This is a genomic window from Ciceribacter sp. T2.26MG-112.2 (assembly GCF_900492205.1).
GTDB lineage: Bacteria > Pseudomonadota > Alphaproteobacteria > Rhizobiales > Rhizobiaceae > Allorhizobium > Allorhizobium naphthalenivorans_A.
The window spans coordinates 1-19014 of the sequence record NZ_UEYQ01000031.1 but is presented as its reverse complement, the minus strand read 5'-3'; the positions used below and the strand labels follow the sequence as shown (position 1 = coordinate 19014).

General features: G+C 63.4%; 21 protein-coding genes. 13 read left to right on the top strand and 8 right to left on the bottom strand.

Features of this window, described 5'->3' with window-relative positions:
* The first annotated feature begins 2 nt into the window (after positions 1 to 2).
* The 12 genes from DYZ14_RS21995 (at position 3) to ureG (ending at position 7987) form a co-directional block, all read left to right on the top strand.
* A complete protein-coding gene (locus tag DYZ14_RS21995; RefSeq protein ID WP_028736400.1) occupies positions 3 to 305 on the top strand; it encodes an urease subunit gamma in 303 nt (100 codons plus the stop codon).
* Between the two features lie 12 nt (positions 306 to 317).
* On the top strand, positions 318 to 575 hold the full coding sequence (locus DYZ14_RS21990; protein WP_154722668.1) for a DUF1272 domain-containing protein: 258 nt from the start codon (positions 318 to 320) through the stop codon (positions 573 to 575).
* An 18-nt stretch (positions 576 to 593) separates the two neighbouring features.
* Positions 594 to 899 (top strand): urease subunit beta, encoded by a 306-nt coding sequence (locus tag DYZ14_RS21985; RefSeq protein WP_154722667.1) that lies wholly within the window; start codon positions 594 to 596, stop codon positions 897 to 899.
* Positions 899 to 1255 carry a GFA family protein gene (locus DYZ14_RS21980; protein ID WP_154722666.1) on the top strand — a complete coding sequence of 119 codons (357 nt, stop codon included), beginning with the start codon at positions 899 to 901 and terminating at the stop codon, positions 1253 to 1255. The genes DYZ14_RS21985 and DYZ14_RS21980 overlap by 1 nt, the downstream gene beginning before the upstream one ends.
* Before the next feature lie 26 nt (positions 1256 to 1281).
* A complete protein-coding gene (locus DYZ14_RS21975; protein WP_154722665.1) occupies positions 1282 to 1710 on the top strand; it encodes a lysozyme inhibitor LprI family protein in 429 nt (142 codons plus the stop codon).
* Positions 1711 to 1738: 28 nt separating this feature from the next.
* A complete protein-coding gene (locus tag DYZ14_RS21970) occupies positions 1739 to 2377 on the top strand; it encodes a Urease operon accessory protein (RefSeq protein WP_154722664.1) in 639 nt (212 codons plus the stop codon).
* A gap of 5 nt (positions 2378 to 2382) precedes the next feature.
* Positions 2383 to 4095, top strand: a complete 1713-nt coding sequence (gene ureC / locus DYZ14_RS21965; RefSeq protein ID WP_154722663.1) for an urease subunit alpha — start codon at positions 2383 to 2385, stop codon at positions 4093 to 4095.
* A gap of 226 nt (positions 4096 to 4321) precedes the next feature.
* Positions 4322 to 4858 (top strand): peroxiredoxin, encoded by a 537-nt coding sequence (locus tag DYZ14_RS21960; protein WP_154722680.1) that lies wholly within the window; start codon positions 4322 to 4324, stop codon positions 4856 to 4858.
* A gap of 403 nt (positions 4859 to 5261) precedes the next feature.
* The gene (locus DYZ14_RS21955; protein WP_232365636.1) at positions 5262 to 6125 is read left to right on the top strand and encodes a GGDEF domain-containing protein; all 864 of its coding nucleotides are present in this window, start codon (positions 5262 to 5264) and stop codon (positions 6123 to 6125) included.
* Between the two features lie 64 nt (positions 6126 to 6189).
* Positions 6190 to 6657, top strand: a complete 468-nt coding sequence (gene ureE, locus DYZ14_RS21950) for an urease accessory protein UreE (protein WP_154722661.1) — start codon at positions 6190 to 6192, stop codon at positions 6655 to 6657.
* Positions 6650 to 7333, top strand: a complete 684-nt coding sequence (locus DYZ14_RS21945; RefSeq protein WP_154722660.1) for an urease accessory protein UreF — start codon at positions 6650 to 6652, stop codon at positions 7331 to 7333. Before ureE ends, DYZ14_RS21945 begins: the two co-directional genes overlap by 8 nt.
* A 42-nt stretch (positions 7334 to 7375) precedes the next feature.
* Positions 7376 to 7987: an urease accessory protein UreG gene (gene ureG, locus DYZ14_RS21940; RefSeq protein ID WP_154722659.1), complete on the top strand. Its 612-nt coding sequence runs from the start codon at positions 7376 to 7378 to the stop codon at positions 7985 to 7987.
* A gap of 39 nt (positions 7988 to 8026) precedes the next feature.
* Here ureG and DYZ14_RS21935 read toward each other — a convergent pair whose 3' ends face one another.
* The 8 genes from DYZ14_RS21935 to DYZ14_RS21900 form a co-directional block, all read right to left on the bottom strand.
* On the bottom strand, positions 8027 to 8650 hold the full coding sequence (locus tag DYZ14_RS21935) for a Crp/Fnr family transcriptional regulator (protein WP_154722658.1): 624 nt from the start codon (positions 8648 to 8650) through the stop codon (positions 8027 to 8029).
* Positions 8651 to 9093: 443 nt separating this feature from the next.
* Positions 9094 to 12420: an efflux RND transporter permease subunit gene (locus DYZ14_RS21930; RefSeq protein ID WP_154722657.1), complete on the bottom strand. Its 3327-nt coding sequence runs from the start codon at positions 12418 to 12420 to the stop codon at positions 9094 to 9096.
* Between the two features lie 14 nt (positions 12421 to 12434).
* Positions 12435 to 13625, bottom strand: coding sequence for an efflux RND transporter periplasmic adaptor subunit (locus tag DYZ14_RS21925; RefSeq protein WP_154722656.1), 1191 nt, complete (start codon positions 13623 to 13625; stop codon positions 12435 to 12437).
* Between the two features lie 345 nt (positions 13626 to 13970).
* Positions 13971 to 14963, bottom strand: a complete 993-nt coding sequence (locus DYZ14_RS21920; RefSeq protein ID WP_154722655.1) for an ABC transporter substrate-binding protein — start codon at positions 14961 to 14963, stop codon at positions 13971 to 13973.
* Positions 14964 to 14984: 21 nt separating this feature from the next.
* Positions 14985 to 15851, bottom strand: coding sequence for an ABC transporter permease (locus DYZ14_RS21915; protein WP_154722654.1), 867 nt, complete (start codon positions 15849 to 15851; stop codon positions 14985 to 14987).
* A complete protein-coding gene (locus DYZ14_RS21910) occupies positions 15848 to 16732 on the bottom strand; it encodes an ABC transporter permease (RefSeq protein WP_154722653.1) in 885 nt (294 codons plus the stop codon). The genes DYZ14_RS21915 and DYZ14_RS21910 overlap by 4 nt, the downstream gene beginning before the upstream one ends.
* The gene (locus tag DYZ14_RS21905) at positions 16729 to 17115 is read right to left on the bottom strand and encodes an endonuclease domain-containing protein (protein WP_154722652.1); all 387 of its coding nucleotides are present in this window, start codon (positions 17113 to 17115) and stop codon (positions 16729 to 16731) included. Before DYZ14_RS21905 ends, DYZ14_RS21910 begins: the two co-directional genes overlap by 4 nt.
* A gap of 214 nt (positions 17116 to 17329) precedes the next feature.
* A complete protein-coding gene (locus DYZ14_RS21900; RefSeq protein WP_154722651.1) occupies positions 17330 to 18118 on the bottom strand; it encodes an ABC transporter ATP-binding protein in 789 nt (262 codons plus the stop codon).
* Between the two features lie 124 nt (positions 18119 to 18242).
* Here DYZ14_RS21900 and DYZ14_RS21895 point away from each other — a divergent pair, with 124 nt between their 5' ends.
* Complete coding sequence (locus DYZ14_RS21895; RefSeq protein WP_154722650.1) at positions 18243 to 18656, top strand: cupin domain-containing protein; 414 nt, start codon at positions 18243 to 18245, stop codon at positions 18654 to 18656.
* The last annotated feature ends 358 nt before the right edge of the window (positions 18657 to 19014 follow it).

The window sequence follows — 19014 nt, the reverse complement described above, 5'->3', positions numbered from 1 at the left end:
TCATGAACCTGAGCCCGAGGGAAAAAGACAAACTGCTGATCGCCATGGCGGCCATCGTGGCGCGGCGCCGGCTGGAGCGGGGCGTCAAGCTCAACTACCCGGAAGCCATCGCCCTGATCAGCGATTTCGTCGTCGAGGGCGCACGCGACGGACGTCCGGTCGCCGAGCTGATGGAGGCAGGTGCCCATGTGATTACCCGCGACCAGGTCATGGAGGGGATCGCCGAGATGATCCATGACGTGCAGGTGGAAGCGACCTTTCCCGACGGCACCAAGCTGGTGACCGTCCACGAACCGATCCGTTGAGGGGACGCGGCGATGGCGCTCGAACTCCGACCGAACTGCGAATGCTGCAACCGCGACCTGCCGCCGGAAAGCGGCGAGGCGCTGATCTGCAGCTTCGAATGCACCTTCTGCAGCGACTGCGCGGCGACCGTGCTCGGCGGCGTCTGCCCGAACTGCGGCGGGGAACTGGTGCGACGACCGATCCGGCCGGCCGCGAAACTCGTAAACAATCCAGCGTCGACCATACGCGTCTTCAAGGCCGAGGGCTGCAAGCCCGTCAAGGCCGCCTGATCAAGGGAGGGACTGTCCATGATCCCCGGTGAAATCATCGCCGCAGACGGCGAGATCGAACTCAATGCCGGTCAGCCGACCGTGACGATCGAGGTGTCGAACACCGGCGACCGCCCTGTTCAGGTCGGCAGCCATTATCATTTCTTCGAGACCAATGCCGGGCTTTCCTTCGATCGCGACACGGCGCGGGGCATGCGGCTCGACATTCCGGCCGGAACCGCCGTGCGTTTCGAACCCGGCCAGACGCGTCAGGTCACGCTGATCCCGCTCGCCGGCAAGCGCGAGGTCTATGGTTTCCGACAGAAGATCATGGGGAGGCTCTGATGGCCATCGCGCACTATCACGGCAGCTGCCAGTGCGGCGCGGTCGATTTCGACATCGATGTCGATCTTGGCCATACGGTCGTCTGCAACTGCTCGCGTTGCCGTCGCCTGGGGGCAGTGCTCGCCTTCACGTCGAAGCAGGCGTTCAAGCTGAATGCCGGCGAGGACAATCTCGGCGAATACCTGTTCAACAAGCACGCCATCCATCATCTCTTCTGCAAGACATGTGGCATCCAGAGCTTTTCGCTCGGCACGACGCCGGACGGCAAGGAAATGGTCGCGGTCAACGTCAACTGCCTCGACGGCGTCGATGCGCGTGCGCTGCCGTCGCAGGCCTTCGACGGAGCATCGCTGTGAAGGGAGCCCGTGGTTTGCTGACGTCGATGACATCTACCGCATGGAGCCGAAGCGCGCTGGCCGCACTGGCGCTTTGCCTAGTGTCCGCGCCCGTCTCCGCGGAGGACGAGCCGATCATCAAGTGCGAAGATGCAGTCACCCAGTCGGACATGACGCTCTGCGCCGTGCAGGAGCATGCGGCGGAAGACAAGAAGCTGAACGCGCAGTGGGCGGAGACCAAGAAGGCCGTCGCCGAATGGGATGCCAATCTGGACGCCCACCAGCGCGGGGCGGTCGATGCCCTGCTCAAGGCACAGCGCGCCTGGATCCAGTATCGTGACGGCCAGTGCGAGGTCGAGGGTTTCTCCGTGCGCGGCGGCACCCTCGAGCCGGCCATCGTCGAGCTGTGCCTTGCCGAGCTGACGCGCAAGCGGACGGCGGAGCTCAAGGCGCTCGTCGAAGGCTTCGGCAACTGACGATCGGAGAGAGATGGGACAGCGCATCATGATCGTCGGAAACGGAGATGTACCGGAAGGGTCAGCGGCCAGGATCGACGCCGCCGACCGGGTCATCCGTTTCAACGAGTGCCGCAATTTCGGGGCCGCCGGCAGCCGCACCGACGTCGTGGCGGTGTGCAATACCGGCCGGCCGGCCCGCGCCATGCTGTCCGGTGCCTGGCTGGACAGCCCGCCGGTCAGCGCCTGCTCGGAGATCTGGTCGGTGCGCGATCCGGAAAAGTTCGGCCAGATGCGGCAGACCCTGCTGGTCAGCCATCCGGAACTCGACGACTTCTGCGACGACTACACGGCCGGCTTCGCCGCAGCCGCCGAAGCCTGCGACAAGCGGCACCGCGTCTTGTCGCGCGAGGTCCACGAGGCGGTCGACCAGGCGCTTCTGGCCTATGAGCCGGGACCTTACGTGGTGCCGAGCAGCGGCATGATCGTCGTGGCGCAGGTCCTCGCCGACGTGCTGGCCGATCCCGGCCATGACCGAGACCAGATCTTTCTGGCCGGCTTCAGCCACCAGGGCTGGGACGGCCATCCGTTTACCGCCGAGCGCCAGCTGATCGAGGCCCATGTTGCCTCCGGCAAGCTGGTGCGGCTCAATCCAGACACTGCGTCCTCCCCCTCCCAAGGAGTCTGATCGTCATGCCCTACAAGATGTCCCGCAAGGCCTATGCCTCGATGTTCGGTCCGACCACCGGCGACAAGGTGCGGCTCGCCGACACCGAACTGTTCATCGAGGTCGAGAAGGATTTCACCACCTATGGCGACGAGGTGAAGTTCGGCGGCGGCAAGGTCATCCGCGACGGCATGGGCCAGAGCCAGGTGACGCGCGCCCACGGGGCGGTCGACACCGTCATCACCAATGCGCTGATCGTCGACCACTGGGGCATCGTCAAGGCCGATATCGGGCTGAAGGACGGCCGCATCGTTGCGATCGGCAAGGCCGGCAACCCGGACACCCAGCCGGGCGTCACCATCATCGTCGGGCCGGGGACGGAAGTGATTGCCGGCGAAGGTAAGATCGTCACCGCCGGCGGCATGGACAGCCACATCCACTTCATCTGCCCGCAGCAGATCGAGGAAGCGCTGATGTCGGGGCTGACCACCATGCTCGGCGGCGGCACGGGCCCGGCCCATGGCACGCTCGCCACGACCTGCACGCCCGGTCCCTGGCATCTCGCCCGGATGATCGAGGCGGCCGACGCCTTCCCGATGAACCTCGCCTTTGCCGGCAAGGGCAACGCCTCGCTGCCCGGCGCGCTGGAGGAAATGATCCTCGGCGGCGCGTCGTCGCTGAAGCTGCACGAGGATTGGGGCACCACGCCGGCCGCCATCGATTGCTGCCTGACGGTTGCCGATCAGTATGACGTGCAGGTGATGATCCACACCGATACGCTGAACGAGAGCGGTTTCGTCGAGGATTCGATCGGCGCGATCCGCGGCCGCACCATCCACGCCTTCCACACCGAAGGTGCGGGCGGCGGCCATGCACCTGATATCATCAAGATCTGCGGCCAGATGAACGTCATCCCGTCATCGACCAATCCGACGCGGCCCTATACGGTCAATACGATCGCCGAGCACCTCGACATGCTGATGGTCTGCCATCACCTGTCGTCGTCGATCCCGGAAGACATCGCCTTTGCCGAGAGCCGCATCCGCAAGGAAACGATCGCGGCGGAGGACATCCTGCACGACATCGGCGCCTTCTCGATCATCTCGTCGGACAGCCAGGCCATGGGCCGGGTCGGCGAAGTGGCGATCCGCACCTGGCAGACGGCCGACAAGATGAAGCGGCAGCGCGGGCGGCTGGCGCAGGAGACCGGCGACAACGACAATTTTCGCGTCCGCCGCTACATCGCCAAGTACACGATCAATCCGGCGATCGCCCAGGGACTTTCGCACGAGATCGGCTCGGTCGAGATCGGCAAGCGCGCCGACCTGGTCATCTGGGATCCCGCCTTCTTCGGCGTGAAGCCGAGCATGGTGATCCTGGGCGGCTCGATTGCGGCAGCCCCGATGGGCGATCCGAACGCCTCGATCCCGACGCCGCAGCCTGTGCACTACCGACCGATGTTCGGCGCCTATGGCAAGGCGCGGACCAACTCTTCAGTCACCTTCGTTTCCCAGGCCTCGCTCGATGCCGGTCTCGCCGGCAAGCTCGGGGTAGCCAAGCAGCTGGTGGCGGTGAAGAACACCCGCGGCGGCATTTCCAAGAAGTCGATGATCCTCAACGATCTCACCCCGCATGTGGAAGTCGACCCGGAAACCTACGAAGTGCGCGCCGACGGCGAGCTTTTGACCTGCGAACCGGCGACCGTGCTGCCGATGGCGCAGCGCTACTTCCTGTTCTGAGCTTCTGCCGCTCCACCCGTTTGCGAGGCACGTCGATGGAGCGGTGGGATGGTAGGTGCAAGGACGCATAGCTATGCGCCCTGTGCAATTCTGCTATGCGCAGGCTCGTTGCGGCGGTTTCATGCTGCGTTGCAACCGATTTTAGGTTAGTTCTAATTCTCAGGGCCGATCGCCCCGATTGCGCGGGCCGGCCGGATCTTTTTTGATTTCTAAGGAGATTGCCATGTTGATCGGTAAGAAAGTTCCCGATGTCACCTTCCGTACCCGCGTTCGCGACGAATCGGTGGGCGGCCCCAATCCGTTTCGCTGGCAGGACATGACGTCGGCCGATTATTTCAAGGGCAAGCGGGTCATCCTGTTCTCGCTGCCGGGCGCCTTCACGCCGACCTGCTCGACCTACCAGCTGCCGGACTTCGAAAAGATGTATCCAGAGTTCAAGGCCGAAGGCATCGACGAAATCTACTGCATCTCGGTCAACGACGCCTTCGTCATGAATGCCTGGGGCAAGTCGCAGAACCTCAACAATGTCAAGCTGATCCCGGACGGCTCGGGCGAATTCACCCGCAAGATGGGCATGCTCGTACACAAGGACAATCTCGGCTTCGGCATGCGCTCCTGGCGCTATGCCGCCATCATCAATGATGGCCTCGTCGAGCAGTGGTTCGAGGAAGAAGGCTATTCGGACAATTGCGACAGCGACCCTTATGGCGTGTCCTCGCCGCAAAACATCATGGAAAAGCTGAAAGCCAAGATCGCCGCCTGAGGCATTTCCTCCCGGAATTTCCATCGATCAGGCCCGGGCTCGCCCGGGCCTGTTTTCGTTAACGCGGCAGGGTTGTCGAGCGTGGGTTGTCCACGACCGTGTTAATACTCAGGATTTTATGTTTTTCCGGCGGCGGCATCTGGAAATTTACATGCAAATCATAGTGCTAGGTAGTTCATCGACCAAAATAGGGCGGAATTTCGGGGCTTCCGGCCCTTCCCGAGGTCGGTTTACGGTTGGTCGAATGTTGTAATATCTGCAATCAAAGGTTATCAATATTGGCCAAGAGGCATTCCCAAACTATTTTGGCTTTCATCGGCATTTTAGTATTTTGATTAGCAATTGGCCAAGGGAACGAGCCTAATCGATCAGTGCTGCAAGAACAGGGGGCGGCGCGGTGGATATGCTTAGACGATGGATGTCGCTTCAGGTCGATCTCGGCAATTTCGACAGCCGGGGCGCGGTCTACAATTTTGCCCTCAAGATGACCTTTCGGGCAGTGCTGCTCGCTTTTCTGTTCAATCTTGCCGTCCTGCCGCTTGGCTATGCGCTCGGGCTCATGCCCTTGTCGTTGGCGGATGCGGTCAAGTTGTCCGTCGCCGGCTCCTGGCTGTTCGGCGGTGCCGTGTCCGGAGCGCTGGCGCTGCTAACCGGCCATGTGATTCGGGAACTGTCGGTGTCGCGCGCGGAATTCGAACGCCTCAGCCGGACGGACATGCTGTCGGGGCTCCTCAATCGGCGCGCCTTCAATGCTGCCCTGGCGGAAACCGGTCCGGGAGCGTCGCTGGCGATCCTCGATATCGATCGCTTCAAGGCGGTCAATGACGGCCATGGCCATTGCGCCGGCGACGAGGTGATCAGGTCGGTGGCCGGCATCCTGCGGGAAGTATTCGAAGACGAACACCTGATCGCGCGGCTGGGCGGCGAGGAATTCGGCGTGATCATCCGGGGCGGCGGTCTCGCGCAGCGTATCGGCCTGGTGGAGCGGGCCCGCAACCTCGTCGAAGCGCGAGTGATCCGCTGTGACGGCGCGGCCATCCACACGACAATTTCGGCCGGCATCGCCGAATTCGCCTCGGATCTTCGCCCCGAAAGCGTCTATTCCGCAGCCGATTGCGCCCTTTACCGGGCCAAGGCCGGAGGGCGCAATCGCGTGGTGCACGAGACCGAGGAAGGCAATTGCGACAGGTGCGACAAGCCTGCCGCCGAGGCGAGTGCCGCCGGCATGAACCCGTTCATCGGCGAGCCGGTCCCGGTGGCAGGCTGAAACTTCAGCTTGCTGTTTGCCTCTTGTTTTTGCATGGTTGAAAAATAACCAGTTCGGGAAAACCATGCGTCGCGTTACCACCTATCTCCCTGCCGGGACGTCCGAAGAGACGATCGCCGGCTCCGTCACCCTTGCCCATGACGAGCGGCATCTGCGGCGCAAGCTGTTGCACCTCGAGGATGGCGACATGGTCATGCTCGACCTCAAGCAGCCGGTGCTCCTTGCCCATGGCGACCTGCTGCTGCTGGATGACGGCAATGCCATCGAGGTCAGGGCGGCCCAGGAGAAACTCTTCGAGATTACGCCCCGAGACCGGCTGCACCTTGTCGAACTCGCCTGGCATCTGGGCAATCGCCACCTGCCGGCGCAGATCGAGGAGGAGCGCATCCTCATTCTCCGCGATCATGTGATCCGTGACATGCTGACCGGTCTGGGCGCTGACGTGACCGAGGTAACGGAACGCTTCCAGCCGATGCGCGGGGCCTATCATTCCCATGGCGGGCATTCCAACCACAATCACGACCATGCCTGAACGCCTGGCCGGTGCCAGCAATCCGCAAAGCCTGATCCGGCTGATGACCTGGTTGTCGCCGGCCTTTCCGGTCGGCGGCTTTGCCTATTCCGGCGGGCTGGAGGCGGCAGTCGTCGAGGGGCATGTCTCCGGCGCGGGCGAACTTGCAGCTTGGCTGGAAACCGTGCTCGTTGCCGGTTCTCTGCGCAATGACGCGATCCTGCTGGCCGAGGCCCACCGCGCCTTCGACCAGCCGGGCCGTCTGTCCGAGGTCGCATCGCTTGCGGCTGCTCTGGCGGGCTCCGCCGAGCGCCATCAGGAGGCGGTGCGGCAGGGAGACGCGTTTCTGGCAGCCGCCTCCGCCTGGCCGCAGCCGGTCCTGGCCTTGCTTGGTGCCAACACGGCCTATGGCGTCGCCGTCGGCGCTATCGCTGCGGCCAATGGCGTGTCCCTCGGCGAGACGCTGGTGGCCTTCCTGCAAGCCCAGTGCGGCCAACTCGTCTCGGCGGCGATCCGGCTCGGCATCATCGGCCAGACACAAGGGGTCGCGATAGTAGCTCGCCTCGAGCCGGCCATTCTCGGCCAGGCCGAAGAGGTCTGCGCTCTCGGGCTCGACGACCTCGGTTCGGCGACAGTGATTGCCGACATGCTGTCGATGCGGCACGAGGTTCAGTATTCACGGCTCTTCCAGTCATGAGGGGCGCTCGCAACACAGCATGAGAGAGACAGGAACGGCAGCATGAAATCTGAGAATGGTCCCTTGCGCGTCGGCATCGGCGGGCCGGTTGGTTCGGGCAAGACGGCGCTCACGGAGAAGCTGTGCAAGGCGATGCGCGACGACTATTCCGTCGCGGTCGTCACCAACGACATCTACACGCGCGAGGATGCCGATGCGCTGATCCGCATGCAGGCATTGTCATCGGACCGCGTCGTCGGGGTGGAGACCGGCGGCTGCCCGCATACGGCGATCCGCGAGGATGCCTCGATCAATCTGAGGGCCATTGCCGATCTCAACGCCCGCATTCCGGATCTCGACCTGGTGTTCATCGAATCCGGCGGCGACAATCTCGCCGCGACCTTCTCGCCCGATCTCGCCGACGTGACGATCTATGTGATTTCGGTCTGCCAGGGCGAGGAGATCCCGCGCAAGGGCGGGCCGGGCATCACCCGCTCGGACCTTCTGGTGATCAACAAGAAGGATCTGGCGCCCCATGTCGGCGTCGACCTGACCGTGATGGAGGGCGATGCGGGGCGCATGCGCGCCGCCCGGCCGTTCGTCTTCACCGACATGAAGCGCGGTGAGGGGGTCGACGAGATCGTTCGCTTTCTCAAGGAAACGGGCGGGCTTTGAGGGCCCGCCCGTTCACCTCGATGCTTGGGAGAATGGCGCTCAGATCTGCTTCAGAGCACTGATGTCCGAAATCTGGATGATCCGTCCGCGGACGGTCACGCCAGCGCGGCGGAGCGAGGAAAAGGCGCGCGACAGGGCTTCCGGGGCAAGGCCCAGTTTTCCGGCCAGCAGGCTCTTCTGGAAGGGCAGGCGGATCGAGGCGGAACTTCCCTCCTGCGGGCAGTTGTCGAGCAGGTAGTGGGCGACGCGCTGCGGCGCGGTCTGCAACCGGTCATTGGCGATGCAGTCCATCGTGTTGCGCAGGTGGCTCGACAGGCATTGGATGATGGCCTTGGCCACGTCCTTTTCCTGCTCGGCCAGGGCCCGCACCTTGTGCAGTTCGAAGCGCGCGACCGTGATGGTTTCCGCAGCCTGGGTGTTGTAGAGATAGTGGTCGCCCATTGCCAGAAGGCATTCGGCAAAGGTATCGCCGGGGCCGCAGATGCGGATATCCGCTTCCCGGCCGTCCTTGTTGAGCCGGAACAGCCGGACATAGCCGTTCAAGACGCAATAGAAGCTCTCCGCCGCCTCGCCCTCGCGGAACAGGATATCGCGCGATTCATAACTCATGACCGTCGCGATCTCGAGCATGCGCGCCTGCGCGCTCGCACCGAGAGAGGCCATGAAAGGCGTCCTGAGCAGAGTGGTCTTGTCGCGTGTGTTCAATTTCAAAATCTTGTTCACGGTTCTCGGCTCCAGTTTGCGTTCCTGGTGGAGCGCGTTGGCCAGTATGCAGTGAGAACGGCGAGGCGAGGGGCTGGCGAGCGGGTGGCATCGCCCGCCCCGAGAAGGGCTGCGGGCTGCCTTTGGGCGCTCGATCCGTCACGCAACGCCGATGCTCCGTGGCCGGAAAGGTCGAGGCTGGCTCGTCCAGTCCCGTGTCGCTCCCTGGCCAAGAATCCATCCTCACTCACTTGGTTCTCAGCAGGCTGACGATAGGCAAGGGCGAGAACGGGCGAATTGATTTCGATCAATCGCCTTGTCGGATACTGCGATTTTGCTGGAAAATTGCCGGAATTATACATGGAAAGCCGGACGTGTGCCCGGCTCTCCTTGTGCGTCTGCGATCATTCTGCGGCAAGCGGCGGCAGCGAGATCAGCTTTGCGCCCTCGCCACCCTTGCGTTGCGGCTCCGGCAGGCGCCTTTCCACGGCAGCGAGGCGCGCCTCCATGGTCGAGAGCGTTGCGGCGTTCTTCTCCGTCCGCTCGGTGAGCGCCTCGGGGGAGAGGGCCTCCGGTTCCTCTTCCTTCTTGCCGACCATCCGGCTGAACAGCCAGGCGAGCAGGCGCGACAGGTCGTCCATGATGAGGAAGAAGGCCGGCACGACGAGCAGGCTCATGACCGTCGAGACGATGATGCCGCCGATGACGGCGATCGCCATCGGTGCACGGAACGAGCCGCCTTCACCGACGCCGAGCGCCGAGGGCAGCATGCCCGCCGACATGGCGATCGAGGTCATGATGATCGGACGGGCGCGCTTGCGGCCCGCTTCTACCATGGCCTCGATCCGGGCGACGCCCTGATGGCGCATCTCGATGGCGAAGTCGACCAGCAGGATGGCGTTCTTGGTGACGATGCCCATCAGCATCAGAATGCCGATCAGCACGGGCATGGAGAGCGCATTGCCGGTGATGATCAGGGCCGCGGCCACGCCGCCGATGGCGAGCGGCAGCGACAAGAGGATGGTGAAGGGCTGGATCACGTCCTTGAACAGCAGGATCAGCACCGTGAGCACGAGCAGCAGGCCGAGCAGCATGGCGTTGAGGAAGCTCTCCTGCATTTCGTTCTGCACCTTGGTGTCTCCACTTTCGGCGAGGCGCACGCTTGCCGGAATATCGGCCTCCTCGACGGCCTGACGGAAGGCCGCCGACGCGGTGTCGAGCGCAACGCCCTGCGGCAGGTCGGCGCCGATGGTGACGACGCGGTTGCGGTTGTTGCGCTTGATCGACGACACGCCTTCCGAGTAGTCGATGTCGGCGACGCTGGCGAGCGGCACGGTGGCGCCGGTGGCCGTCTGGATCTTGAGCGCCCGGATGGCGGCGAGGTCGGTCCGGAGGTCGAGCGCGGCCTGGACCCGGATCGGGATCAGGCGGTTGTCGAGGGAGATCTTGGAAAGCGCGGCGTCGATATCGCCGATGGTGGCGACGCGGACGGTTTCGGCGATCTGGCTCGGCGTGATGCCGAGACGGGCGGCCTCGTCCTTGCGCGGACGGATCTGCAATTCAGGACGGGGCAGGGCGCCTTCCGCGCTGACATTGCCGAGCGACGGCACGGTGCGGAGCTTGGCTTCCAGCAGGCCCACGGCATCGTTCAGTTCTTCCTCGTTCTTCGACAGGAAGTTGAAGGCGAGGTCGCGTTCGCCGCGGTCGTTGAGCTTCAGCACACGGATATCGGCGATCGGCCTCAGCTTTTCGAAGACCTCGCGCTCAATGTCCCATTGCGGACGGGTGCGGCCTTCGATCGGAAGCTTCGGCAGATAGTCGCCGATCAGCGGAAGGCCACCAATGCCCTTGTTGACGATGGTCTTCAGCAGCGAATGCTCGATCCTGATCAGGTTCAGCGTGACGCTGGCGCGGCGCAGTTCCATGTCGCCCTTCGGCGAGGCGCCGCCGAGAATAAACGTGCTCTCCACGCCGTCGAGATCCTTGACCGCTGCATAGATCTCGTCGGTCTTGCGCTCGGTCTCGGCAAGCGTCGCATTCGGCGGCAATTCCACCGAAAGGGTGACGCGACCGGCGTCTTCCGGCGGCAGGAAGCTGCCGGGGACCTGCGCCAGCAGCATCATCGACACGACGAGAAAGGCAAAGGCGCCGATCAGCGTGGCATAGCGGGCATACCAATGCGTCGTGGTGGTGCGCACCAGCCGCGTGTAGCCCTTCATGAAGGTGCTGTCATTGTCGTGATGGTCGTCCATCGCGTCTTCGGCGCGCATCAGGTAGGCCGCCATCAGCGGCGTGATGAGACGCGCCACCATCAGCGAGAAGAATACCGAGAAGGCGACAGTCAGGCCGAACTGGATGAAGTACTGGCCGGGAATGCCCGGCATGAACGACACCGGCACGAAGACGGCGATGATGGTGAAGGTCGTGGCGATGACGGCGAGGCCGATTTCGTCGGCCGCCTCGATGGCAGCCCTATAGGGCGTCTTGCCCAGCTTGATATGGCGGGCAATGTTCTCGATCTCGACGATCGCATCGTCGACCAGGATACCGGTTGCCAGCGTCAGCGCCAGGAAGCTGACGAGGTTGAGCGAAAAGCCCATCATGTCCATGATCCAGAAGGTCGGGATCGCGGACAGGGGTAGCGCTACGGCGGAAATCAGCGTGGCGCGCCAGTTGCGCAGGAACAGGAAGACGACGATGACGGCAAGGATCGCGCCTTCCAGCAGCGTGTGCATGGCGGCTTCGTAATTGCCGTAGGTGAAGTAGACGGAGTCGTTTATCAGTTCGATGCCGACGTTCGGGTTCTCGGCCCGCACTTCGCCGAGACTCTTCTCGACGGTCTCGGCCACCGAGACCTCGCTGGCGCCCTTGGCCCGGAAAACGGCGAAGGTGACGACCGGTTCGCCGTTATAGCGGGAGAACGACTTCTGTTCCTCATAGGTGTCCTGGATGGTGCCGAGGTCGGACAGCTTGACGAAACGGCCACCCGAGAGCGCAATCGTCGTATTGGCGAGGTCTGCAACATTGCGCGCATCGCCGAGTGTGCGGATCGCCTGTTCTGCACCGGCCACCTGGCCGCGTCCCGAACCGAGATCGATGTTCGTACCGCGCAACTGCCCGTTGACGTCGGCGGCAGTAATGCCGAAGGCGTTCAACCGGTCGGGGTCGAGCTCGACGCGGATTTCCCGGTCGGCGCCGCCGTAGCGGTCGATGCGGCCGATGCCGGGCTGGCCCTGCAGCGCGCGCTTGACGGTGTCGTCGACGAACCAGGAGAGTTCCTCCAGCGACATGTTGGGCGAGGAGACGGCAAAGGTCTGGATCGCCTGACCCTCGACATCGACCTTGGCGACGATCGGCTCCTCGACGGATGCCGGCAAATCGCCGCGGATGCCGTCGATGGCGTCCTTGACGTCCTGAACGGCCTGTTCCGTCGGGATTTCCATGCGGAACATGACGACCGTCTGCGACTGCCCGTCGGTGACCGTCGAGGTCAGTTCATCGACGCCGGTGATGCTGGCGACAGCGTCCTCGATCTCCTTCGTCACCTGCATCTCGAGTTCGGCCGGGGAGGAGCCGCTCTGCTGAACCGTGATCGCGACCAAGGGTACGTCGATGTTCGGAAAGCGGGTGATCGGTAGGGCGAAGAAGGACTGCAGGCCGACGACCATCAACAGGAAGAAGCCGAGGATCGGTGCGATCGGATTGCGAATGGACCAGGCGGAAAAGTTCACGGGAGCGCTCCTGCTCAGTTCGACTCTGCCGAGGTTTCGTCAAGGACCGGATTGATCCGGTCGCCATCGCGGACGAAGGCGCCTGCCTTGGCGACCACGACATCGCCCTGGCTCAGCCCGTCCTTGATTTCGATGAAGGCGCCATCCTGGATGCCCGTCTCGATCTTGACCTGCTTGACCACGTTGTCGGTGACCAGGCGGGTCGTCGTGCCGCGCTTGTCGGTGGTGACCGCCGACAGCGGCAGGGCGACGCCCTGGGCTTCGGAGATGATGATCTCGGCGCTTGCATACATGCCGGCGCGCGCGCCCTGGTCGTCGTCGATGGCGATGTGGACCGCGCCGAGGCGCGTCTGCGGGTCGATCACCGGCGAGATCAGCCGGACGGACCCGTCGAGCGTCGCCGCACCGCCGGCGACCTTGACTTCCGCCTTCTGGCCGACACGCATCCTGAGAATGTCCGTTTCCGATATGTCGGCCACGAGTTCGATCTCGCCGTCGCGGATGACGGTGAACATCGGCTGCCCGGCGCCGCTGGCAATTGCCCCGACCTTGGCATTGCGCGCCGCGATCAGACCCGCGACTGGGGATTTTACGTCGGTGCGGGCGAGCTTCAGGTCGATGTCGGCCAGCTGGCTCTCGACCACCTTGATGTCGGCCTCGGCAATGGCGATCGCCTGCACCGTGCTGTCCACCTTGGCATTGGCGCTGGTGGCCGCGGTTTCGGCCTGCTCGATCGAGGCCGTGGAGAGTGTGCCCGATTTGCCAAGCGTCACGGCGCGCTTGTACTGGCGCTCGGCTTCGGCCGCGCCGGATTTCGCGTCGGCAAGCTGCACCTGATACTGGGCGAGCGAAGCTTCGGCCTTGGCCTTGGTCGCCACGAGCTGGCTCTTCTGCAGAAGCAGGGTGTCGTCGTTCAGCCGCGCTACCACCGCGTCGGCAGCAACGCGGTCTCCGACATCGACTTCGAGGGAGCGGATCGACAGGCCCTCGACCTGCGGCTGCACGTAGATTTCCTCCACCGCCTTGATGGTCCCCGTGGCCACGATGCGGTCGATCAGGGTGCGGCTGGTGGCTTCGGTGACGACGATGGAAGGCAGCGACTGCTTCGGCGGGTTCGCGGGCGCATCCTCGGCAGCTGCGGCAAACGGAGAAAGCGCGACAGACAGAACAAGCAGTCCGGCAGTGACGTTCGTAATGCGAACCATGTGTCCCTTCCGAGGGTTTGGACGGATTTTTCGACAACCAATGTATTTACGTAGATCGCGACGCTTCAGACCAGCGCTCGCTCAGGCATGCGGTATAGCTTTTTTGCGGCGGCGCGACAATTCTACCCGCCATGGCGATGAAACTTTAGTTGGTATCGCGGCCGCGCGTTGCAAGTCTCCGGCGAAAATTACGGTGTGTTTGGATCCTGATTGCCCGAGTGGACAAAACAATGCTCGCGCGGAACTGCGATTGTTCCGGTTCGTTGCCGGTGCGCAACGTCTCACAGATGCAAAAGGCGCCCGGAACGGGTTCCGGGCGCCATCGTCTGGGATGCGGCTGCGTTTTTACTTCAGCGCTTCATTGGTGATGTCGAGCGTGAAGGCGCCTTCCGGCTCCTTGGTGATGACCGGGTCGGAACCGCCGCCGAGCAGGGTGGCGACCGTGCGCTTGTAGTCGGCTTCGTCGAGCGCGCCGTTGGAGCCGGCGGTCAGCTTGGCGACCTCGCCCATCATGCGCTTCTGGTGGGTTTCGGTCTGGGCGCCCGAGGCGTCGTTTTCAAGGACGATTTCGGCTGCGTCATCCGGGTTTTCCTCGGCCCACTTCCAGCCCTTCATCGAGGCGCGGACGAACTTGACCATCTTTTCCTTGAAGGCCGGGTCCTTGAGCTTGTCCTCCAGCACATAGAGACCGTCTTCCAGGGTGGCCACGCCTTCCTTCTCGTACTGGAAGGTCACCAGTTCGTCTTCCTTGATGCCGGCGTCGATGACCTGCCAGTACTCATTGTAGGTCATGGTCGAGATGCAGGCCGCCTGCTTCTGCAGCAGCGGGTCGACGTTGAAGCCCTGCTTCAGCACCGTCACGCCATCGGCGCCACCATCGGTCTTGATGCCGAGCGTGCTCATCCACGACAGGAACGGATATTCATTGCCGAAGAACCAGACGCCGAGCGTCTTGCCCTTGAAGTCTTCCGGCTTGGTGATGCCGGTTTCCTTGAGGCAGGTCAGCATCATGCCCGATGCCTTGAACGGCTGGGCGATGTTGACGAGCGGCACGCCCTTCTCGCGGGTGGCCAGCGCAGACGGCATCCAGTCGACGATCACGTCGGCGCCGCCGCCGACGAGAACCTGCGGGGGAGCGATGTCCGGTCCGCCCGGCTTGATTTCGACGTCGAGGCCTTCTTCCTCGTAGAAGCCCTTGTCCTTGGCGACGTAGTAGCCGGCGAACTGGGCCTGGGTGACCCATTTCAGCTGCAGCGTCACCTTTTCGGCCGCGGCCGCCTGCATGGCCGTCAGCGAGACGGCGCCTGCCAATAGCAGGGATGCGAGTTTCAATGTCATTTTCTGTTCCCTCTTTCTTGTTTACGCCTGTCCACCACGGACAGACGGATGCCAGAAGGTGACCCAGCGTTCTGCAAGTGCCACCAATCCGTAGAAGATCGAGCCGGCGAGCGCGGCAACCGCGATCTCGGCCCAGACCATATCGACATTGCTGCGCCCCACTTCCGTGGAAATCCGGAACCCCATGCCGACGATCGGGGTGCCGAAGAACTCTGCCACGATGGCGCCGATCAGAGCCAGCGTGGAATTGATCTTGAGCGCGTTGAAGATGAACGGCCATGCCGCCGGCAGGCGCAGCTTCACCAGCGTCTGCCACCAGGAGGCCGCATAGGTGCGCATCAGGTCGCGTTCCATGTGGCTCGCTGCCGACAGACCCTGCACGGTGTTCACCAGCATCGGGAAGAAGGTCATGATGACGACGACGGCGACCTTGGACTGCCAGTCGAAGCCGAACCACATGACCATGATCGGCGCGACGCCGACCATCGGCAGCGCCGAGACGAAATTGCCGATCGGCAGCAGGCCCTTCTGCAGGAAGGGAGAGCGGTCGACGAGGATCGCCACGGCAAAGCCCAAGCCGCAGCCGAGCGCATAGCCGGTCAGGACCGATTTGAGGAAGGTCTGCTGGAAGTCGGCCCAGAGGGTGGGCACCGAACTGGTCAGGCGGGCCCAGATCATCGACGGCGCGGGCAAGAGGATGGAGGGAATGTCGAAGCCATGCACCAGGCATTCCCAGATGACCAGCAGGGTTATGCCGAAGATCAGCGGCACGGCGGTGTTGACGATGCGGCGCACCGTGCGGTCCTTGAAAGTCCGGCGCACCAGCCATTCGTTGAGGCCCCAGGCGGCGAGCCAGAAAACGAGGGCGAAGACGAGATAGCCGTTCATGGCTTGGCCCCCATGCGAGCGAGTACACGGGAATGGGCGATGCCCACCAGCGTAACGAGGACGGCGGCAAGGCCGGCGGCCATGAACAGCGCCGCCCAGATCTGGATGGTCTGGCCGTAATAGGAGCCGGACAGCAGCCGGGCACCAAGACCCGCGACCGCCCCGGTCGGTAGTTCGGCGACGATGGCGCCTAGCAGCGAGATGGCGATGGCCACCTTCAGCGAGGTGAAGAGATAGGGCATCGAGGCCGGCCAGCGCAGCTTCCAGAAGGTTTGGCCCGGGCTCGCATGATAGGTGTGCATCAGGTCGAGAAGGATGGTGTCGGGGCTTCTCAAGCCCTTCACCATGCCGACGACGATCGGGAAGAAGGACAGGTAGGTCGAGATCAGTGCCTTGGGCAGGATGCCCGATATGCCGACCGAGTTCAAAACGACGATGACCATCGGCGCGATGGCGAGGATCGGAATGGTCTGGCTGGCGATCACCCAGGGCATCAAGGAACGGTCCATGGCCCGGTTGTGGACGATGCCGACGGCCAGCAGGATGCCGAGCACGGTGCCGATGACGAAGCCGAGCAGGGTCGTCGAAAGGGTAATCCAGGCGTGGTAGACGAGGCTTCGCTTGGAGGTCACCGCCTTGTTGACCGTGGTGTCCCAGAGTTCGGCGAAGATCTGGTGCGGGGCGGGCAGCACCGGGCGCTCCTGGGCAAAGGTCCGCTCGACCACCTGCCCAAAGGTGATCGTCTCGTTCGCCCGCGCCGCCTGGTCGCGCACGAAGGGCGCGTTGAGATAGACCACGAAGAGATGCCAGACGACGAGAATGGCGAAGATCACGGTGAGGATCGGCAAGACGCGGTCGCGGAGGAGGGAGGGGGCGGTCATGCCTGGTCCCCTTGCGAAGTCAGAAAGGCCTCCAAGCTCTGTTCGTGACTGATGGCGACATAGTCGGGGTTGTCGATGGCCTGATCATTGTCGAATCGAAGAACCATGAAGCCTTGCTTGCGGAGGAAATCGTCTCTGCGCCCATCATGGGCGCGGCCGTGGTCCGTCTCATGACTGTCGCCATCGACCTCCACGATCACGCGGGCGGACAGCCAGGCAAAGTCGGCGATGTACGGCCCAATGGGTGTTTCCCGGCGGAAACGAGCGCCACGGGGTCTCAAATCTCGCAAGAGATCCCACATCTCTCGCTCGGCCTTGGTCAATTCGCTTCGGAGCGTTCTGGCGCGCTTTCGGGTCTTCGGGTCGATATTGGAATGCGGCATAGGACACTCCATCGAGAAAGGTCGTTCCGGATTGCCAACCCCCTCTGGCCTGCCGGCCATCTCCCCCACAAGGGGGGAGAATACCCGCGGCAGCGCCTTGCCCCGATCGAAGCGCGGGAGGCGGGCGATGAAGCCCCTCCCCCTTGTGGGGAGGGGTTGGGGAGGGGTTTTTTCTAGCCGGGATTGGGGAGGGGTCTTTCCATTCAACGAAACACTATTCCTCATAAGAGTGCCCCGCCTTCAAACCCTCGCGGACGCGATGGGCGATCGCCAGAAACTCCGGTGTTTCGCGTATCTCCAGCGGCCGTTCCCTGGGCAGGGTGGATTCGATGATGTCGGTCACGCGGCCGGGGCGGGGGCTCATGACGACGATCTTGGTAGAGAGATAGACCGCTTCCGGGATCGAATGGGTGACGAAGCAGATGGTCTTGTCGGTGCGGGCCCAGAGCTTCAGCAGTTCGGAATTCAAATGGTCGCGGACGATTTCGTCGAGTGCGCCGAAAGGCTCGTCCATCAACAGCAGGTCGGCGTCGAAGGCCAGCGCGCGGGCGATCGAGGCGCGCTGCTGCATGCCGCCCGACAGCTGCCAGGGGAATTTCTTGCCGAAGCCGGTGAGGTTGACGAGGTCGAGCGTCTGCTCGATCCGCTTCTTCTGCTCCTCCTTCGAAAAGCCCATGATTTCGAGCGGCAGGGCGATGTTCTTCTCGATGGTGCGCCAGGGATAGAGCGCCGCCGCCTGGAAAACATAGCCGTAGGAGCGGTCCTTGCGGGCGTTTTCCGGCGTCATGCCGTTGACGGTGATCGTGCCCGATGTGTGTCTTTCCAGATCGGCGATGACGCGCAGGAAGGTGGTCTTGCCGCAGCCGGAGGGGCCGATGAAGGAGACGAAGTCACCCTTCTTCACCTCGAGATCGACATTGGACAGCGCATGGACCGGCCCGTCTCCCGTCTGGAAGGTGAGACAGAGGTCCTTGGCGGACACGACGGAAAAGGGAGCGGTCATCGATCAGAACCTATGGGCTTTCTTGCAAAGGCGCCAAGCCTCTTGCACACTATCAATACATGGCGGGCACGGGCCGGCCTATCGGACTTTGCGGGAATTTCTGAGCTCACGGAGGAGTGCCAGCATGGATACGTCATTCAAACCCACCTGCCGGATCGTTCGGCCCGAAAGCACGTATGACGGCAAGCAGGGCCTGAGCTATTTCGCCGGCATTTCGGCCGAGACCGTCGGCTCGAAGGGCATCTGCATGCATCTTCTGACCATGCCGCCGGGCGCGAGGGCCAAGGCCCATCTGCACGAGAACCACGAGACGGCGATCTACTGCCTGTCGGGCCAGGCGCATACCTGGTACGGCGACCGGCTGGAAAACCACGTGATCCTGCATGCCGGCGAACTGATGTACATCCCGGCCGGCGTGCCGCATCTGCCGGCGAACCTCTCCAACGCGCCCTGCACGGCGCTGATCGCCCGGACAGATCCCAACGAGCAGGAGAGCGTGGTTCTTCTGCCGGAGCTGGACGGACTTGTGGAGGCTTGACGGTCCTCTTCTCCCCAGCGGGGAGAAGGTGGCGCGTAGTGCCGGATGAGGGGGAGCGAAGCTCATTGGGCTTGGCGCACTTGGCCCCCTCATCGCCTCGCTACGCTCGGCACTTCTCCCCGCCGGGGAGAAGAGGGTTTCGGCTGTGGGCGCTTTACCCCCCTCTGTCCCCTGAGCCTGTCGAAGGGCGGACATCTCCCCCTCAAGGGGGGAGAGTGGCGAGGGGAGGCGTCGCGGCCTCACCCTCCCCTCGAGGGGGAGGGTCGGAGCGAAGCTCCGGGGTGGGGTGATGTGTTGGACGTTTGTGCTGACCAATGACGTCGAACTCGTCGCCCGGATCCCCCCCACCCCCCGCTTT

What these genes read in the sequence shown, in the direction of transcription:
- DYZ14_RS21985 (WP_154722667.1), top strand. Translation starts at nt 594, where the DNA reads ATGATCCCCGGTGAAATCATCGCCGCAGACGGCGAGATCGAACTCAAT.
- DYZ14_RS21990 (WP_154722668.1), top strand. Translation starts at nt 318, where the DNA reads ATGGCGCTCGAACTCCGACCGAACTGCGAATGCTGCAACCGCGACCTG.
- DYZ14_RS21905 (WP_154722652.1), bottom strand. Translation starts at nt 17,115, where the DNA reads ATGCCGCATTCCAATATCGACCCGAAGACCCGAAAGCGCGCCAGAACG.
- DYZ14_RS21895 (WP_154722650.1), top strand. Translation starts at nt 18,243, where the DNA reads ATGGATACGTCATTCAAACCCACCTGCCGGATCGTTCGGCCCGAAAGC.
- DYZ14_RS21995 (WP_028736400.1), top strand. Translation starts at nt 3, where the DNA reads ATGAACCTGAGCCCGAGGGAAAAAGACAAACTGCTGATCGCCATGGCG.
- DYZ14_RS21945 (WP_154722660.1), top strand. Translation starts at nt 6,650, where the DNA reads ATGCCTGAACGCCTGGCCGGTGCCAGCAATCCGCAAAGCCTGATCCGG.
- DYZ14_RS21925 (WP_154722656.1), bottom strand. Translation starts at nt 13,625, where the DNA reads ATGGTTCGCATTACGAACGTCACTGCCGGACTGCTTGTTCTGTCTGTC.
- DYZ14_RS21955 (WP_232365636.1), top strand. Translation starts at nt 5,262, where the DNA reads ATGCTTAGACGATGGATGTCGCTTCAGGTCGATCTCGGCAATTTCGAC.
- DYZ14_RS21900 (WP_154722651.1), bottom strand. Translation starts at nt 18,118, where the DNA reads ATGACCGCTCCCTTTTCCGTCGTGTCCGCCAAGGACCTCTGTCTCACC.
- DYZ14_RS21915 (WP_154722654.1), bottom strand. Translation starts at nt 15,851, where the DNA reads ATGAACGGCTATCTCGTCTTCGCCCTCGTTTTCTGGCTCGCCGCCTGG.
- DYZ14_RS21975 (WP_154722665.1), top strand. Translation starts at nt 1,282, where the DNA reads ATGACATCTACCGCATGGAGCCGAAGCGCGCTGGCCGCACTGGCGCTT.
- DYZ14_RS21980 (WP_154722666.1), top strand. Translation starts at nt 899, where the DNA reads ATGGCCATCGCGCACTATCACGGCAGCTGCCAGTGCGGCGCGGTCGAT.
- ureE (WP_154722661.1), top strand. Translation starts at nt 6,190, where the DNA reads ATGCGTCGCGTTACCACCTATCTCCCTGCCGGGACGTCCGAAGAGACG.
- ureG (WP_154722659.1), top strand. Translation starts at nt 7,376, where the DNA reads ATGAAATCTGAGAATGGTCCCTTGCGCGTCGGCATCGGCGGGCCGGTT.
- DYZ14_RS21910 (WP_154722653.1), bottom strand. Translation starts at nt 16,732, where the DNA reads ATGACCGCCCCCTCCCTCCTCCGCGACCGCGTCTTGCCGATCCTCACC.
- ureC (WP_154722663.1), top strand. Translation starts at nt 2,383, where the DNA reads ATGCCCTACAAGATGTCCCGCAAGGCCTATGCCTCGATGTTCGGTCCG.
- DYZ14_RS21970 (WP_154722664.1), top strand. Translation starts at nt 1,739, where the DNA reads ATGATCGTCGGAAACGGAGATGTACCGGAAGGGTCAGCGGCCAGGATC.
- DYZ14_RS21935 (WP_154722658.1), bottom strand. Translation starts at nt 8,650, where the DNA reads ATGGCCTCTCTCGGTGCGAGCGCGCAGGCGCGCATGCTCGAGATCGCG.
- DYZ14_RS21920 (WP_154722655.1), bottom strand. Translation starts at nt 14,963, where the DNA reads ATGACATTGAAACTCGCATCCCTGCTATTGGCAGGCGCCGTCTCGCTG.